The organism is Paraburkholderia sp. PGU19 (genome assembly GCF_013426915.1).
Taxonomy (GTDB): Bacteria; Pseudomonadota; Gammaproteobacteria; order Burkholderiales; family Burkholderiaceae; genus Paraburkholderia.
This window is the reverse complement of the sequence record NZ_AP023180.1, coordinates 933,287-950,186: the sequence shown is the minus strand read 5'-3', so window position 1 is coordinate 950,186 and position 16,900 is coordinate 933,287. Positions and strand designations below refer to the sequence as shown.

Here is a 16,900-nt window from a genome sequence, read left to right as displayed (position 1 = left end):
CCATGTCAACCCACCAGCAGCATTGCCACGCATTGAGTATCCTGATCGACCCAGCACCGCATCATCACCCACCTGGAGTCTCGAACCATGCGATACAACCAGCTTGGCCGCACTGGCGTTTTCGTGTCGGAACTGTGCCTCGGCACGATGACCTTCGGCGGCACGGGCGGCATCTGGCAACACATCGGCGATCTGCAGCAGAGTGATGCCGAACGTCTGATCGGCCGCGCGATCGACGCGGGCATCAATTTCATCGACACGGCCGACGTCTACTCGTCCGGCGTCTCCGAGCAGATCACCGGTCAGGCGCTGGAGAACCTGAAAGTGCCGCGCGACAGCGTCGTCGTCGCGACGAAAGTATTCGGTCAGACGGGCGATTTCGCGAATGCGCGCGGCGCATCGCGCTACCACATCATGGACGGCATCAAGGCGAGCTTGCAGCGTTTGCAACTCGAGCATGTCGATCTGTATCAGATACACGGCTTCGATCCCGCCACGCCGATCGAGGAAACGCTGCGCGCGCTCGATACGCTCGTGCAGCACGGCCACGTGCGCTACGTCGGCGTATCGAACTGGGCCGCGTGGCAGATCGCGAAGGCGCTAGGCATTTCGGAACGCCTTGGCCTCGCGCGCTTCGACACGTTGCAGGCGTATTACACGATCGCGGGCCGCGATCTCGAACGCGAACTGGTGCCGATGCTGCAAAGCGAGGGCCTTGGCCTGATGGTATGGAGTCCGCTTGCAGGCGGCTTGCTCAGCGGCAAATACAAGCGTGACGAGCAAGGCGAAGCCGGCAGCCGCCGCACGACATTCGATTTCCCGCCCGTGAACCGCGAGCGTGCGTTCGATTGCGTCGACGCGATGCGCACGATCGCCGATGCGAAGGGCGTGTCGGTCGCGCAGATTGCGCTGGCGTGGCTACTGCATCAACGCTCTGTGATGAGCGTGATCGTCGGCGCGAAGCGGGTCGAGCAACTCGACGACAACATCGCCGCGACGAAGGTTGAACTGAGTGCGGAAGACCTCAAGAAGCTCGACGAAGTGAGCCGCCTGCCGTCCGAGTATCCAGGCTGGATGCTGGAGCGACAGGGCGACCAGCGCCGCCAGCAGATCGCCGAAACGCGCTTTGGCGACGAGGTTTGAGCGCAAGGTGAAGCGCGCGGCGTGGCAGTCCACGCCGCGCTTTCATTGCAACATGAACGTCTCATACTCCAGCGAATCCAGCTTGCGGTCCAGCAGATAAAGACTCGCAAGCACGACGAGCAGCAGCGAACCTGCAAACCCATAACCATAGAAAGCAGGGTTCAGCGACAACGTGATCGCCGTGAACACTACATTCGAAGCGACGAACGTACCCACCAGCAACAGCACGATCTTGCGCTTGTCGAGATAGAAGAACACGTTGATCGTGCCCATGAACACGACCTGCATGCTGGCCGCGATCACGTCGATATACAGCAGCGGCAGATACAGCGTCGATATCTGCAGCCATTGCAGCAGGATCGTGCCCGCCGCGAACAGCATCATCGCGGCGATCGCCTGCACTTTCATGATTTCCCAGATGCCGTTGCGCAACGCTTCGACCATCGCATTGCGCATGCGCTCGATGTGCTGCAACGACGCGCCTTCACGCACGGCATCGTAAAACGCGTCGTAGTATTCGACGAAGTCCGTTTCGATACGCATCAGAAATACGGCCATGCCCGGAATGATCGCGAGATACGCGAGAAACACGGGAATGTCGTAAATGATCGAAGCCCGCAGCGGACCGATCACCGGCTGTCCCGTGCCGGGCGAATACCAGAACATGAACTTGTCGGCCCAGATGCCGAGGTTGTACAGAAAGCCCGTCAGCATCAGCGAAGGGAAACGATACTGCTTGCGGAACATTTCGAACGAAATGAAATGGTCGCTGCGGTAGTCGCGATAGATCAGCGCGAGCAGGCCCACCAGCAACACCGTCTGTCCGATCACGAACCCCGACAGCAAGCCCGTCAGACCGAACCGGTTCAACGAGAGCGCCGCGCCCGTCGTCACCGCATAGCCGATGAAGAACACGACGATGATCGACATGTACTGCTTCATGCCCGACAGAAAGATCGTCGCGATCCAGATATTGCCCATCACGACGAAGCCCGCGAGCATCAGCAGGCGATACTCGGCCGTCTGCTGCGGAAAGAGAAACACGACGGCGAACCCGCCGAGCACAGTCGAAGCCACCGTGACGATGAACATCACCGCATGAAAATTCGGCAGCACGAGATCGCGACGCTTTTCGAACAGCCGGTCCGACGTGAAACGCGTGTACGCGAGCTGCAACGGCCCCGTCAACACGAGCGACAGCGAAATCAGATACGTGACCGACACCTGGAACTGCGTGATCAATCCCGTGGGCAACACGAACGGAATGCTGAGCACGCCGATCAGCAGAATACCGACGATCGACAGCACCCACGGCCCCGCGCCGATCAGACCCGCGTAGGTATAAGCCTGCATCAGCCCCAGCAGCGTGTTGCGCCGGAGCATCTTGCGAAGTTCGAAACCAATGCCTGCCATGGTCGCGTGTTCCCGTTCAGTGAGGCATCGGCATCGGAAGATCGGCTTCCGATGCGGGTGGATCGGCGAGATCGGCCTGCGCGGTGAGCCGCGCATACAGATCGCGATACGAGCCGACCATCTGGTCCTGCGTGTAATAGCGCTCGACGCGCGCAATGCCCGCCTGCTGCGCGGCGCGCCAGTTGTCTTCGTCGAGCAGATCGAGCGCCGCTTCTGCGAGCGCGCGCGGATCGGCGATCTGTACGACGCGGCCCGCCGCGCCGAGCGCCGCGTCGTCACCATCCAGCCCGTGGATCAGCTGGCGGCACGAGCCCACGTCCGTCGTGACGGACGGCACGCCCGCCGCGAAGCCTTCGAGCACGACGAGCGGCAGCGCTTCCGAAATCGAGCTGAGGACGAGCACGCCGCATTTCGGCAGCAACTCGTCGATCTTCTGGAAGCCGAGAAACTTGACCTTGTCGTTCAGGCCGAGGCTCTCGACGAGCGCATGACATTCGGCTGCATACGACGGGTCCTCGTTTTCCGGGCCGGCAATCCACGCTTCGGCGTCGGGCATGCGGCGCACCACGGTCAGCATCGCGCGGATGAAGGTCTTGATGTCCTTGATGGGCACGACGCGGCCGATCAGACACAACGTCTTCGGCACGCCGGCGGCGCGCTGCGCACGCAGTGGCGCGAGCTTCGGAAGATTCACGCCGTTCGGAATGTTGGTCGTTTTCGCTTCGGGCGCGCCGTCCAGGATCTGCCGACGACGATTGCCTTCATAGAGCGCGATGATGTCTTCAGCCGCGTCGTAGCACACATGGCCGAGCGTCTCGAAGAAGCGCACCCACAGGTCGCGGAAATAGCCGATCTGCGACACGTCGCGCTCGAAGATGCTGCGGTTGTCGCGTATCCATTCGCTCTGGAACAGATCGATCTTGCGTTCTTTCGTATAGATGCCGTGCTCCGACACGAGCAAGGGCCGCGCATGGCGATAGCGCGCGAGCGCGCCGAGAAAACCCGCGTAACCCGTCGATACCGTATGGAACATCTTCACGCGCGGCAGGCCATCGGCGATCTTCGCGAGCTGCCACAGCGGCTTGTGCATGATCCGCACGGTCCAGAAGTAATCGACGAACGACGGGTCGGTGCAGAACTGCCGGTATTGCTCGGTCAGATAGTGCCAGGCTTCCTTCGAATAGAGAAACGCGTCTTCGCCCAATGCGCCGCCGGGGCCCAGGTCGTTCAACATGTCCTTGAGCATGCGGCCCGCCGCGTGGCGCATTGCCGGGTTGCGCAATGCTTCGTGCAGATGCGCGGAGCGCATGAACGCGGACGCGTCGCCGCGCTGTTTGTTCACCAGCGGCGGCGGCGCGAAATCATATAGATAGTGATTCTCCAGATGCACGACGTTGTCGGGCAGCGCGTACTGCATCTTCGGATAGTCCTGCGGACGGCTGCCGAGAAAGCACAGTGCGAACGAATACTCGGGAAACGCGCGGATGACCTGATTGACCCAGCTCGACACGCCGCCGCTCACATAGGGGAACGTGCCTTCGAGCAGCAGGGCGATATCGGCGGAATCCGCGTGCGGCAGTGACGGCGTTTTAGACGAGAACATGAGGGCGGTCTCAGATGGAGCGGGGCCGCGCGGCGGCCGGACCGCGCGGTTTCCAGAAATCGAGGACGGCGGCCAGCGTCGGCGTCGCGGCGCGGTTGTCCATTTCGGCCAGCAGCTTGCGCACGCGCGCGAAATCGCGGCGCAGGTAAGCCGTCTCGGCGAGCCAGGGCAGCATGCGCTCGCGCGGAAAGCCGCAATCGATCGCACGTTGCAGCATCGTGTCCGCGCCGTCGAGATCGCGCCGCGCGATGGCAAGACGGCCGCGCAGACGCCACAGCGCTGCTTCGTTCGGGTCGTGTTCGAGCGCGGCGGCCGCGAAGCCGTCGGCCTGATCGGCGGCATTGCGGTACACGTCGCCCGTCACGAGGTTTTCGTAGATCAGTTCGCTATACAGCTGCGCGAGCGTCCTGTTCGCGTGCGCGCGTTCCGCATCGCTCAGTTCGGGATGCCGCTTCGCATCGAGCTTCGGACGTTCGACGAGGATCTGCTGCGTGAGCGTTTTCTCGCGGTTGTCGAGAATGCCGTACGCAAGCAGCCGGATGTCGTCGAGCGGATCGGCGAGCATGCCTTGCAGCAGCGGCGAGACGGTGCGCGCGGGCATCGTCTGCATCGCGAGCAGGGCGGTCATGCGAAACGACGTGCCCGCTTCCGCGTTCTGCAATTCCGCCTTCAGGCGCGCGCCGCGCCCATACGATACCGTGCCGATCAAATTCGCGGCGAATTCGGGTTCCTCGACGAGCACGATGGGCAACTGCGCGCGTGGCCGCGGCAACGCGGCGGCAATCGCGAGCGCGCCGATCGAGCAAAACATCCCGCCGACAGGCACCGCGAAGTTCAGAAACCACAGCGACACGAGCAGTCCCAGGCGCGGCAGCCGGTAGCGCGCGGGCATCATCTCCGCGAGACCGAGCGAAGTGGCGAGCGCGGCACAGGCCTGCACGAGCAGGCATAGCAACAGCGTCTGCGTGTTCTGATGCGTGGCGGCCTGCAGTGTCGACACGTCTGTGTTGGCGAGACCGCCGAGCCATTCGGCGGACGTGTCGGGCATGCTGCGTGTCGCGATCATGAAGACGGCGATCTGCAACGCCAGCCCGAGCGCGACGAGCAGCACGCCAACGAACGTGATGCGCGCGCCCACGGGCCGGCCGGGATCGGTCGTGACGCCGTCAGCGGCGGACATCGCAGCGCTCCAGCAGACGCCGCAGGTCGGCGATCGGTTCGTCGGCGGATACGGCCATCGAATGCACGGCGACGCGCGCCGCTTCGAAGTCGACGCCGTATTGCGCACGCAGATTCTCTTCGATCCGCAGCAGATAGCCGTCGACGGCACTGTCACCCGACAGTGGCATCAGCGTGAGCACCACGCGACGCCGCTCGTCGCGCAACGGCCACTGCACATCGAGCGCGCGGCGCGTGCGCAGCACATGTTCGTATAGCGTCGTGCTGCGTTCGTCGTTATGAAACACTAGCGCGACGATCGACGACTGCACCTGCGTATCGCGCTGCAAATGCACGAGCCGCGCATAGTCGAGCGCGAAAGTATGCGGGCACATGGGGAAGGCCGCGAGCGTGTCGCGCGTGATGACGGCGTGCTGCACGCCGTCCGCGTAGAAGTTGCAGAGCACGAGCAGGAACTGCAGGTTGTCGCGCGTGAGCGCGAGAAACGGCATGCGTTCGATGGCGAGCACGCCGACAGGATTCTTCTGCGCATCGATCAGCGGCACGACGGCGACGTAGCGGCTCAGCGACATGTCCTGGTTCGCTTTCGATTCGACATGTACCAGCGTGCGCGTTTCGAGCGCTTCGCGAACGAGGGGATCGTCGGGATCGAACGCCGATGGCGCGCCAATCGATGCCCCCGCTGCCGTCGCCGGCTTGCCGCCGCGCCATGCATGCACACTCGCGCTTTCGATCTGGCAGGCTTGCGCAGCCGCTTCGAGAAACGGTTGCGCGCCGCGCAGATCGACGACGCCTTGCTGCGCTTCAGTCGGCTCCTGATTGAGGATCACGGTGCGCAGCCGCGCCAGCGAATCGCGCAGCGTCGCGGGACGTCCGAGCAGATCCTGTTCGAGCCGTTCGTGCGAGATGCGCAGCATGAACTGGTTGCGCGTCAGAATGGACAGGCGTTCGGCGAGATAGTCGTTGGCGATGCGGCCTTGCCGCAAGCGCGTGATCCAGATGTCGCCGAATTGCCCGCACAGCATCGTGACGACGAAGCCGCCGAGAAAGAAGCTCACGGGAAAGAGCCGCGTGTGCGGCGTCTCCATCAACGCATGCGCGAGCGAAGCGGGCGCGGACGCGCCGCTGTAGCCGGGGTACAGCACGTACCACGAAGCCAGCAGAATCAGCCCGGAAAACACCCCCGCAAACGATCCATAACGCAGCGCGATCACGAGCGGCACGATCCAGATCCAGCCGAAGCCGCTCTGGACCAACAGCGGATCGGCGTGATCGAAGGCCCAGCAGATCGCAATCGCAATCAGCGTCGCGACGATCGTTTCGAGCGCGGCGATCGTGCGGCGACGCGCGGAGCCGCGCGGCGGCGCGATCACACGGGCCCACCAGGAGCCCGCGCCGACGCTTTGCGCCTGGCGGCGCCGGTGCCGCCCGCGCGGCGCGGAGTGTTCGTTAGCCTGCGTGTTCATGGCGTTCGCCTTAAATCGAAGCCAGCTTCGATGATAGTCGTGCGGAGCAGGGCATGCCTCACTGCGCGAGCGGCGACAGCAGATCGCGCTCCAGCTTCTGCGCGACACCCGACACGGCATCGCGGCTCCAGCCGGTGCGGCTGCCCGTGCCCGTCCATACGACCTTGCCGGTTTGCACGTCGACCACATCGAAGGTGAGGCCCACGGCAGGCTCGCCGTCCACGCCGACCTTATAGCGCCATTCGTTGACGGCACCCGTCAGCGCATAGCGCGCATTCTGCTGGCGCGCCCAGTTGAGCGCGTTTTGCTGCGCGTCGGGCTTCGCGGCGTCGAACAGCGTTTCGTCGTCGGCGCTCGCCGGGTAGCGCGACAGATTCGTATAGCCGTACGACGCGAGCAGGCTCTGCGCAATCGACGCCGCACGCTGCCCCGCCTGCGGCGTCTCCGTGTTGTTCGCGATAGGCAGGATCGCGAGGCTGTCGGTCTTCGCGATCGCGGGCGGTGCGCTGCGATCGACGACGGCGCAGCCCGCGAGCGTGAGCGCCATCAACGCCAACGCTGATGCGAACAACTTCGACGCGCGTGCGCGAAGGTTCTTGCTGTGGTCCATGTCATTCTCCTCAAAGGCTCTTCAATACAGATACCGATAGCGCACGCCGACTTCCTTCACGGAAGTCGAATGATTCGACGAGACGCCCTGATACGCGCCGTACAGCAGCATCTGATCGTTGCCGAACACGCTGCCCGCCACGCCGAGTTCCGCCTGGCCCGACCAGCCCGCGCGCGAGTCGCGGATCGGGCCGCCCGCGAAGATCGGCCGCCATGCTTTCGAATACTGCTCGGGCAGATCGTCGCCGAACGAAAACAGCAGGCCGCCTTGCGTGAAGGTCTGCGGCATGAAGGACGCGGCCGTGAACGGCGTGTTCTGCGGCAGCAGCACGCGCAGCGGGTCGCCCGGCGTGCCCGTCGCGTTGTACTGGCCGTGTGCGAAGACGGCGCGGATCGTGTAGTCGGGATAATCGGCCTTGATCTTGTAGCCGAAGTTCGCTTCGACGAGACTGCCGTTACCCAGATACGAGCGGTCCTGGCCGTGAAAGCGCGCGTACTCGTAGCGCGCGCCGCCGAACCAGTGCGGATCGAGCCGGTAGTTGAAGCCGAGCGTGGCAAGGTCTTTGGTGCCGCCCACCGTCAGTTGCGTCGACTCCGTCGCGGCCTGGTTGTAGCCGAGCGCATAGGTCAGCGTGAGGCGCTGCGTGACGTTGTACGTGCCTTCGACGCGCGCCGTCGTGAAGTCTTCGAGCGCATTGCGGCGGCCCAACGTGACGTGCTCTTCGTCGTATTGCCCCTTGTGGCCATAGATCGCCTCGGCGAGCCGGTCGTGTTTCGGCGCGTAGGCGAGTTGAGAGCCGTCGACGGTCTGGTCGCGCTGCTGATAGCGAAATTGCAGGTTCTGCGAGGGCGTGAGGCGCACGCTGCCCGTCGCCGATTCCTCCGTGAAGCGCAGCGAGCCCTGATCGACATAGCGGAATGCGCCCGCCAGCGCCTGCGCATTGCTGAGCAGTTGCTCGCGCGCCATCGCCTGCATCACTTCGTCGTTGGGCTCGCGCGTGAGCGAGTCGACTGCGCTGGTTTGCACGGCGGACGTGCGGCCCGTGAGCGCCTGCGCATCGGCGCGGGCCTGTCTCGGAATCAGATCGGGCAATGTGTCGAGCAGGCGCGACAGTTCGTTGACGTCGCCGTCGTTGATCGCGAGCTGTGCTTCGGCGTAGATGGGACGCTGGCTGGCGTCGATATATTGCTTTTCGAGCCAGGCGCGCTCCATGTCGGACGCCTCTTCGTTCTGCGCCCAGGAGATTGCCGCCTCGCGTGCGATGGCCGAATAGAGGCGCTGGCTTTTGCGGATCTCGTCCTGTTTCGCGGGCGGCAACTGGCCGATGTCGCCAAGCTCGGACGCAGCAGTCTGATCGTCGCCCGCGCCGTTGCGATCGGCGCGCAGCAGGTCGATCAACACCGCGCGCGAACGGTCGCCGTTCGCGTACAGCTGCGTGAGCGCGACGTAGCGGCCGCGCAGATCGTCTTGCTCGGCGGCGGGCAACGGCGCTGCTTTCGACGGATCGCGCCGGCGGCGCGCCAGTTCGAGCCAGACCTGCTTGCGCACGCGCCACGCTTCATCGACTCGGCCGTTCAGTTCCAGTGCGTCGGCGAACGTGAGACGCCACAACAGGCTTTGCTGCGCTTGCGCAGCCTGCTTGTGCAGATAGTGCAGCGCTTTACGCCCATCGCCGAGCCGCAACCATGCCGCGCCATACGCGGGCCATAGCTGCGGATCGCTCTCCGCGTCGCCCGCATGACGGCGCAGAGCGGCGAGCAGAGCGGCATCCGTGCCGCGCTCGTTCAGCACCCAGATGTAGGCCGCGCGCGCTTCCGAGTTGTTCGGATCGAGCGCGGCGGCGCGTTCGATGTCGCGCAGTGCGGCATCGTTCTCGCCTGTCTGCCGTTCGTATTCGGCGCGTGCGAGCAGGAACGTGGACGACTGCTCGGCGGCCTTGAGTTGCTCGGGCGTGAGTGAGGCAAGCAAGATCCGGATGCGGCCCCACGCATGCGCGCGTTGATAGCCGTATAGCGCTTCCGACAGCATGCGCGGCGGGCCGCCATGACGATACGCGTATTCCGCGAGGCGGCCTGCGTCGAGCGGCGAGTCGTTGAAGAAGTTCGTCATCACCTCGTAGTCTTGCGCGTCGGCTTTGCCGCCCGCGATCAACTGACGATAGCCAAGTCTCGCATCGCGCGTGTTCTGGTTCGAGTCGGCGAGTAGCGCGTAGAAGCGCCAGAATTCATCGTTCGACGCGGGCGCGCCGCGCTTCGCTTCATTCATCGCGGCGAGCGCCGCGTCGAACTGCGTGCGCGTATAGAGCATCGTGCCGATCTTCAATCCGTAGGCTGCGTTCGGCCCGTATTCGCGTTCGAGATCGCGCCATGTGCGCAGCGCGAGATCGTCGTCACCCTTGCGTTCGGCGACTTGCGCATAGCGTTCCATGGCCTGGCGGCGCGACGGGCCGTTGAAGCGCGTGCGCAGAAAGTTCAACGCGGAATCGGGATCGGCAATGCGTTCGTACGAGAAGACGACGGCATCGAGCAGCTTCAGATTGCCCGGCTGCTGGTCGGCCTGATGCAGCGTGACGGCGAGCATCGCGGCGTTGTCGTTGAGTCCGGGCGCGAGACGCGCGACCTTCTTCCAGTCGTCGTCGGTGCCGCGCATCTTTGCGATGGCGACGTAGTTGGCGAGCGCAATGTCCTGACGCCGGTTCCATTCGGCGACTTGCGCGAGACGCTCGCGCCAGGGGATCGATTGCGGATCGCGGTCGACGGCCGTTTGCGCGATGCGCTGCGCGTTCGCGACGTCGCCGTTCGCGAGGAACACGCGATACGCGAGTTCGTAGTCGGACGCGGTTGCATCGCTTGCGGGCGTCGGTGTCGGTGGGACCGCTGTAATGCGTACGATACGGGCTGTGGTTTGCGTGCTGGAAGCGTTGTTTAATGCGTGACGCAGCGCCGTGCTGCGCGAAACGTGCGGCCGATACCACGCCGCGCGCAGCCACACGCCGCGCGTCGTGCGATGCTCGACGGCGCCAGGGTCCGCCGCGCGCTTTGGCACGAACGACGCCCGCCGCACTAGCGCCGGTTCATGATCCAGCGCGGACATCTTCATCAATCGCTTCACGTACTTCGACGCCAGATCGGGACGCCCCGCAGCCAACGCGAGATTGGCGAGAAAGCGCAGCGTTTCAGGATCGTCGGCAAGATCGCCGATATGCTGGTCGGCCGCCTGCATCGTCGCCGGCATGTCGTTGCCCGATTGCAGCGCGCGCAAACCGGCGATGAAAGCGGCCCGCTTCTCGTCCAGCGTGGTGGCTTGCGCTTGTACTGCGAACCACGCGTCGGCGGCGGCGCGATGCTGCTGGTTGCCCAGTTGCGTTTGCGCAAGCTCGGCCAGCCACTTGCGCGCGTGCTCCCGATCGGACTGCGCGAGCAGCGTGTAGTAGTGCGCGGCGAGATCGTTGTCGCTCAACCCGCGTGCCTGCTGCGCAAGCATCTTCAATTGCTCGATGTCCCACGTGTAGCCGAGCGCTTCGTGCAGCAGCGCATCGAGTTCGCGAATGCGCGTGGGCCGCGCCGGGTCGTTCGGTTTCAACGAGAACAGACGTTGCTGCGCGAGCGACATGCGAATGGCCAGTGCGCTTTGCCGCGCGTTCGGCTCGTTGGAGCGCGACAGACGGTCGAGAATACGCGTCGCATCCGAGATGCGCTGCCCCTTCAGGTATTCACGCGTGAGTTCGGAGAGCACTTCCGCGTTGTTCGGATCGACGCGCAGCCATGCTTCCAGATAGGCGATCGTGAGGCTGTCGACATTTGCTCCTTCGAGCAGCCGCGATTCGATCCTCTCGCGCGGAAAGGCGAGCGCCAGCATCACGCCGACCAGCAGGCCGAGCACGAGAATCACAGCGGGCGAAAAGAGCCGCTGCCGCTCAGGTGTCGCAGGCGACGTCGACATGCAGTTGGTGATAGTCGTTGGTGGTACCCGTCACGGGACGCTTCGTCACGCGGCATGCGCCGGCGTTGGCGACGCGGAACATCGGTGCGACGTGCGAGCGCAGATCGAACGAGAAGCCGTTGCGCGTGCGCACGAAGTGATCGAGCATGCCGTTGGCTTCGGCGAGATAGGGCACTGAGCGGGCCGCCGATTGGTCGATCACGGCGAAACGCGCGATGCCGTCGCCCGTCAGGTGCACGTAGGTGCCGCCCGGTCCGGGCAGATAGCCCGCGACACCCGTCGCGTTCGACATGTCGGGAACCTTGCCGACGGGCAGCCGCACGGTGCGCAGATTCGCCTCATTGCGCACGACCCAGACGTTGCTGCCCGGCTCCTGGGAGACACTGGTGTCGAGCCAGTCGAGCACCTTGCGCGCGTATTCGGAGGTGAAGACGGGCGTGACGGGTTGCCTGAGCACGGTATCGAAGATCTGCTGCAGCGCTTTCATCGACGCGTACTTCGTGCCCGTGAACATGTGGTAGTAGATGTCCATCGGCTTGAAGCGAATCGGCTTGTCCGTCATCGCGAACGTTTCGAGTACGCGCGAGAAGCCATAGAATGGTCCGTGCCACAGGTCCGTATACAGCTCTTCGTTCTGGTTGGGCGCGAATATCTGGTAGTAGCCGTTCTTCATCACGCCGAGCGGAGCAATCGCCGTCCAGCTTGGATCGCTCTTCGTGATCAGTGTGTCGCCGCCGTTCAGATTCAGCACGCCCGCGTCATACGCCGCTTTCAGCACGGGCGAGGGCACCTGACAATCGCCGCTCCACAACACCATGCGCACCGGCTTCGACGTTGGCGCGACATTGCGGTTGATATAGTCGATCGAGCCTTTGATCTCGCGGTCGATATTGAACTGGTAGCCCGGAATATCAATGGACAGGCCGCTTCCGTTCGTCTGGCTGCCGCCCTCCGTCTGCACATGCGTGCCGGCGACACCGAGTCCTGTTACACGCATCCATTGCAGCGGGTGCGTGTACGTGTGCGTGGCCACTTCGACGTTCGGTAGTTCAAATATCTTTCTGCCGATGGTACGCAGATGCGGCGCAAAAGTTTTGAAGGGGCCTTCGTCGGTGACTTCGCCTTCGATCAGAGAGACGGTAGTGGGCATGCCCGAATCGCGCAGCAACCGGTACAGCATGTCGCCCGAATATTGCGGCGTGACGTCGGTGTTCGGCTGCGTGTAGCTGGTGTACTCGGCACGAGAAGCAAAACCGTCGCCGTCGATATGCGACATCAGCAGGCGCCGGCCGTTTTCCGTTGTCGTGTCCGGCACGGGCATGTTGTTATTCAAGCGCAATGCGGCGCGTAGGAACTCGATGGGTTGCGCGACCCAGCGCTCCTGATCGACGGCATCGAGTTGATACACGCCGAACGGGCGCATCGCATACCCACCCCACGGCGTGATGCCGGCGCCGTCGATCACGAAATCGCCCGAGCGCAGCCGCAGCAGCGAATGGCTATGCGGGCCGACGCGGATCGGCGTGAAATCGCGGGCAAGCGGATGCGGCTTCATTTCGAAGCCCATCATCTTCGGATCGTACGATTCGACGTCGAGCTTGCCGTTCGACGGCGCGCCCGCCACCGTTTCGAGGTCGAGTTTCTTCGCGAGATCGGCGTCCATCTGCGTGCCGAAAGTCGTGAACACGGCAACGGGGATCTTCGCGTCGATCTGCGCGGTGAGCCAGTCGCGATACGCCTTGCTGTTCGGCACCTGTCCTTCGAGCCATAGCACGATGCCCGCATAGCGGTCGCGCAGATCGCCTTCGGGCATCGGGTCGCGCGCATCGCGATAGTCGATCCGGTAGCCGAGATAGTTGAGCGGCATGGCGAGAAAGCGCACGCCGGGCGACACGTTCGGGTCCGTGCGCGGCGGCGGGTCCTGGATCACAAGGATGCGGCGTTTGACGGGCTCGACGGCGCCTAAGCCCATCGTCGCGAGCGCGCCGTCTGTCACGTAAGGCACGATGCCTTGCGCCCTGATCTTCGCGACGGTGTCCTGCTGGCAAGCGTGATCGGCGGGCGCGCAATAGTCGATTGAGATGACGGGGAGGTGATACTGCTCGCGTATCGTACTCGCCTGTCCGAGCAGCCATGCGCGGTCCTGTTCGGAGACTGCCGTATAGCGCTGCTTCGATTGATCCCAGCCGCGATATAGCGATTCGAACGCAACCGCATACACGAGGTCGTGCACCTGCGGAAGAATCTCGAAGCCGCGATTGAAGATCAGCTTTGCATCGGGATAGCGCGTTTTGATCGCGCGAATCACATTGGCCAGCCCTTGAATCTGCCGGGCGCGTGCTTCGTCGGTCTTCGCGACGAGTTGCCACGAATCCATCGTGTCGAGAAAGAAGCCGCGATAGCCTTTGTCCCAAAGCGGCTTGATGACACGATCGACAAAGAACGCGGGCCATTCAGGCTGGCTTTGATCGATCACGCGCGATGCCCATGCTTCGTTGTGTCCCGCTAGCCAATTTTTCGGCAGATCGGCGTAATAGCTGCGCGAGGGCAGCACTTCGCCGACGCTCGCGTAAGCGAACCATGTGGTATGCGGCAAGCGATGCGCAAGCGGATCGAAGCCGCTATCGGGTTCGAGAACGGCTGCGTCGAATGCAGAAAGCATTTCTACGGGCGGTGACTTGCCGTAATAGAGCGCAAATGACGGTTGGGTGACGGATGGGGTAATGTCGTCGGCAAAGGCGGAATGAACGGACAGTGCCAGTGCAATGACAAGCAGGCCTGGCCTGTCAATTCGCGGTGTGCGGGCAGTGCAAACCGCCAGGCACACTCGCATGAATGCGAAAACGATGTTCCTCAAATAGCGATGCAATTCGCTTGGCGTCATTGACAGAAAGTGCTCTGCTGATCTGAACGGGCAGATTGATGTTGTGACGTCTTGTTCTGCTCAATTGCGTCAGCGCCTATCATAGACAACATTCAGGTGTGCGCCTAGCGTCATTCTTGCTTGTGAACGCCCTCTGTTGCGAATGAAGCGTTTGTTTTAAAAGTGACGCGCTTTTCTATTCGCCAAGCATAGGGGTTTGTGCTAAAGCGAATAAAACGCTTAAAGCTATTTTGAGTGAAATTAGCGATCCGTTTTCTGGATGCGGTGATACCAGTTCATCAGTGGCGTTGCGCTTATGCCATGCACGATGACGGAAGAAGTGATGACGGCAAGCGTCAACGGCACGAGGGGAAGCAGGTCTTGCATGTGACGTTGCTGCATCGACTCCAGTGCGAGCGCGAGATAGTAGAAAGAGCCGATGCCGCGAATGCCGAACCAGCTCATCAGGCGGCGCTGCGCATGCGCGGCATTCGACCCGAGCAAGGACGCTTCGACGGCAAGTGGCCTCACCACGATAAAGAGCGCCGCGATCAGTATCGCGCTGTGCCACGTGAAGAGCGATGCGCCGGAAGTCGCAAGCACGTTGCCGACGATCATCATCACGGCGACTTCGGCGATGCGTTCCAGTTCGATGGTGAAGCCGAGCACCGATTCGGCCATGAAGGCGTGGGCCTTTTGCGGATCGGAGGCCGTCGCGACGACATCTTCGGAGTCGACGGTGCCGATCGCTTCGCGCGCCGAACGGCTGCCGCTCGCGCGATGCTCGACGCCGCGCATCGCGACGCCCGCCGCAAAGACGGCAACGAAGCCATTGCAGTGCGCAAGCAGGGCCGCGCCGTAAGCGAGTCCGATCAGCCCGAGCGCGAAGAAGCCTTCGAGGCCTAGCGCCTGCGCGTGCCGCGTGCGCAGCCATGCGACGGACCGGGTGGTTATCCAGCCGAGCAAGCCGCCCGTCACGAGGCCACCTGGAATCCCCGCGATCGCTTCGAATGCGAGGCGCCAGCCGCTCGCCTCGTTTCCGTGCGCCGGGCCGGACGTGCATAGGGCGAGTCCCAATAGCACGAACGGCAACGCGATGCCGTCGTTCAGTCCGCCTTCGCCCGATAGCGAAAAGCGCAGCAGGTCGAGATCGTCGGAATCCTGGACGCCCACGTCATGCGCGAGCACGGGGTCGGTCGGTGCAAGGATGGCCGCGAGCAGTAACGACGGACCCCAGTCGAGGCCGAGCAGCAGTACGCCGACGAGCGTGAGCAGCGGTATCGTCAACACCATCGCGACGAAGCCGAGCCGCAGCGGCAACGTCCACATGGACGCGAAGAGCGGCAGCCGCAGACGCAGCCCGATCGCGAACAGCGAAACGAGCAGGCCGACTTCCGTAACGGGCCGCAGTACGTGCGCGTCGCGGGCGAGGTCGAGTTGCAGCAGCCCGAGACCGGGCGGTCCGAGCGCGTAGCCGATGCCGAGGTAGAGCATCGCCGCGGACAACGGCAGGCGCTTGAACGTCGTGGCGGCGACGCCCATGAAGATCAGCACGCCGCCGACGATCAGATACCACCAGATGGCGTCGTGCATCAGCAGGTGGCGCGCGGCGCGTTCATGGCGCGCGGCCGAACGCTTCGCGCAGCTTGCGTTTGGCTTGCTCCAGCGTACTCTTTCGCGATTTCGGCAGGTTGCGGCCTGCGCGGTTGATATAGAAGTTGAGCATCGACATCGCCGACTGATATGGCGTGCCTTTGCGCCGTTTGCTGCGCGTCGACGAGCGTTTCAGCGATTGCGCGATCTCGTCGGCGGTTCCTGTCCTGAAGATGTCCTTCTCGATGTCCATCGCGTCACTGGTCTCCATCACGTGATGCGACCAGTACTTCGAGGTCTTCCCGGAGCGGCTCGATGCCGCCGTTCGCGCGCGGTGCGCGGCGCGCGCCTGCGAATGACGCTGGCGCGGTGGACGGCCGCCTCGGGCGCGCGTCGACGCGTGGGCCGTCGTGCTCTTTTTCGCGCGCGCTGTTCCGCTGCGCTTGCTGGTGCTAGCCATCATGTTCCCCATAAACGGAAATCCGCCCGCTATGCTGGCGTTGCGTAGCGAGCGGACGGTACTGCGTCGGTTACGTCGAGGAAGCGTGGCTTGCTCTACAGCTTCACACCGCCCGCTTCGGGCGTATCCGACGATCCGGGCGAGACGTCGCCGGCGCCGTACTCATCGTCCCGGCCCCAGTATGGCTCGCGTCCGTAGTATTGATGGATCGACGTGGCCCAGGTGGAATCGGCCATCGACGGCCAATGGTCCTTGTGGAAGCCCGGCGCGTTCTTAACGTTTTCCGTCGGCATGTCGAGCAGGAAACACTCGCGGTCGACGTCGAGCGTAAGCGCGCTCCACGGAATCGCGAGCAGCTTGTCGCCAATGCCGAGAAAACCGCCGCTCGACAACACCGCATACGCGATGCGGCCCGAGCGCACGTCGAGCATGATGTCCTTGATCTTGCCGATGTCGTCGCCGTCGGCGCTCAATACCTTGTCGCCGTCCAGCGTATCGGCCGCCATCACTTCGGGGCCGGGGCCGCGACTCCTGGCGCGGCTCGTGGCGACGATATCCGCTCCACCGCGTGTCTGGTTCTGCAACGTCATATTGGTTCTCCCTGTCCTGGTCCGTACGAAACATGCGT

The 16,900-nt window shown here is 63.6% G+C and carries 11 protein-coding genes; 1 reads left to right on the top strand and 10 read right to left on the bottom strand.

The features are described 5' to 3' along the window. Positions 1–87 precede the first annotated feature (87 nt). The gene (locus H1204_RS21860) at positions 88–1,143 is read left to right on the top strand and encodes an aldo/keto reductase (protein ID WP_180732786.1); all 1,056 of its coding nucleotides are present in this window, start codon (positions 88–90) and stop codon (positions 1,141–1,143) included. Positions 1,144–1,185: 42 nt separating this feature from the next. Here H1204_RS21860 and pelG read toward each other — a convergent pair whose 3' ends face one another. The 10 genes from pelG to H1204_RS21810 all read right to left on the bottom strand — a co-directional run bounded on the left by pelG (position 1,186) and on the right by H1204_RS21810 (position 16,862). Beyond that, entirely contained in the window at positions 1,186–2,556 is a 1,371-nt protein-coding gene (pelG, locus tag H1204_RS21855) for an exopolysaccharide Pel transporter PelG (protein ID WP_180732785.1), read from the bottom strand. A gap of 16 nt (positions 2,557–2,572) precedes the next feature. Then, the gene (gene pelF, locus H1204_RS21850) at positions 2,573–4,159 is read right to left on the bottom strand and encodes a GT4 family glycosyltransferase PelF (RefSeq protein ID WP_180732783.1); all 1,587 of its coding nucleotides are present in this window, start codon (positions 4,157–4,159) and stop codon (positions 2,573–2,575) included. 10 nt (positions 4,160–4,169) lie between these two features. Next, positions 4,170–5,339, bottom strand: a complete 1,170-nt coding sequence (locus H1204_RS21845; RefSeq protein ID WP_180732781.1) for a sugar ABC transporter permease — start codon at positions 5,337–5,339, stop codon at positions 4,170–4,172. Continuing rightward, positions 5,326–6,804 carry a PelD GGDEF domain-containing protein gene (locus H1204_RS21840; protein WP_180732780.1) on the bottom strand — a complete coding sequence of 493 codons (1,479 nt, stop codon included), beginning with the start codon at positions 6,802–6,804 and terminating at the stop codon, positions 5,326–5,328. Before H1204_RS21840 ends, H1204_RS21845 begins: the two co-directional genes overlap by 14 nt. Before the next feature lie 58 nt (positions 6,805–6,862). Then, positions 6,863–7,414: a penicillin-binding protein activator LpoB gene (locus H1204_RS21835; protein WP_180732778.1), complete on the bottom strand. Its 552-nt coding sequence runs from the start codon at positions 7,412–7,414 to the stop codon at positions 6,863–6,865. A 21-nt stretch (positions 7,415–7,435) separates the two neighbouring features. Continuing rightward, positions 7,436–11,356, bottom strand: a complete 3,921-nt coding sequence (locus H1204_RS21830; protein ID WP_180732777.1) for a tetratricopeptide repeat protein — start codon at positions 11,354–11,356, stop codon at positions 7,436–7,438. Further along, complete coding sequence (locus H1204_RS21825; RefSeq protein WP_243468745.1) at positions 11,331–14,018, bottom strand: bifunctional glycoside hydrolase 114/ polysaccharide deacetylase family protein; 2,688 nt, start codon at positions 14,016–14,018, stop codon at positions 11,331–11,333. The genes H1204_RS21830 and H1204_RS21825 overlap by 26 nt, the downstream gene beginning before the upstream one ends. Positions 14,019–14,480: 462 nt before the next feature. Continuing rightward, positions 14,481–15,812, bottom strand: coding sequence for a cation:proton antiporter (locus H1204_RS21820; protein WP_180732773.1), 1,332 nt, complete (start codon positions 15,810–15,812; stop codon positions 14,481–14,483). A gap of 22 nt (positions 15,813–15,834) precedes the next feature. After that, positions 15,835–16,284, bottom strand: a complete 450-nt coding sequence (locus tag H1204_RS21815) for a DUF3175 domain-containing protein (RefSeq protein ID WP_180732771.1) — start codon at positions 16,282–16,284, stop codon at positions 15,835–15,837. 83 nt (positions 16,285–16,367) lie between these two features. Then, complete coding sequence (locus H1204_RS21810; RefSeq protein WP_180732770.1) at positions 16,368–16,862, bottom strand: PRC-barrel domain-containing protein; 495 nt, start codon at positions 16,860–16,862, stop codon at positions 16,368–16,370. Positions 16,863–16,900: the final 38 nt, after the last annotated feature.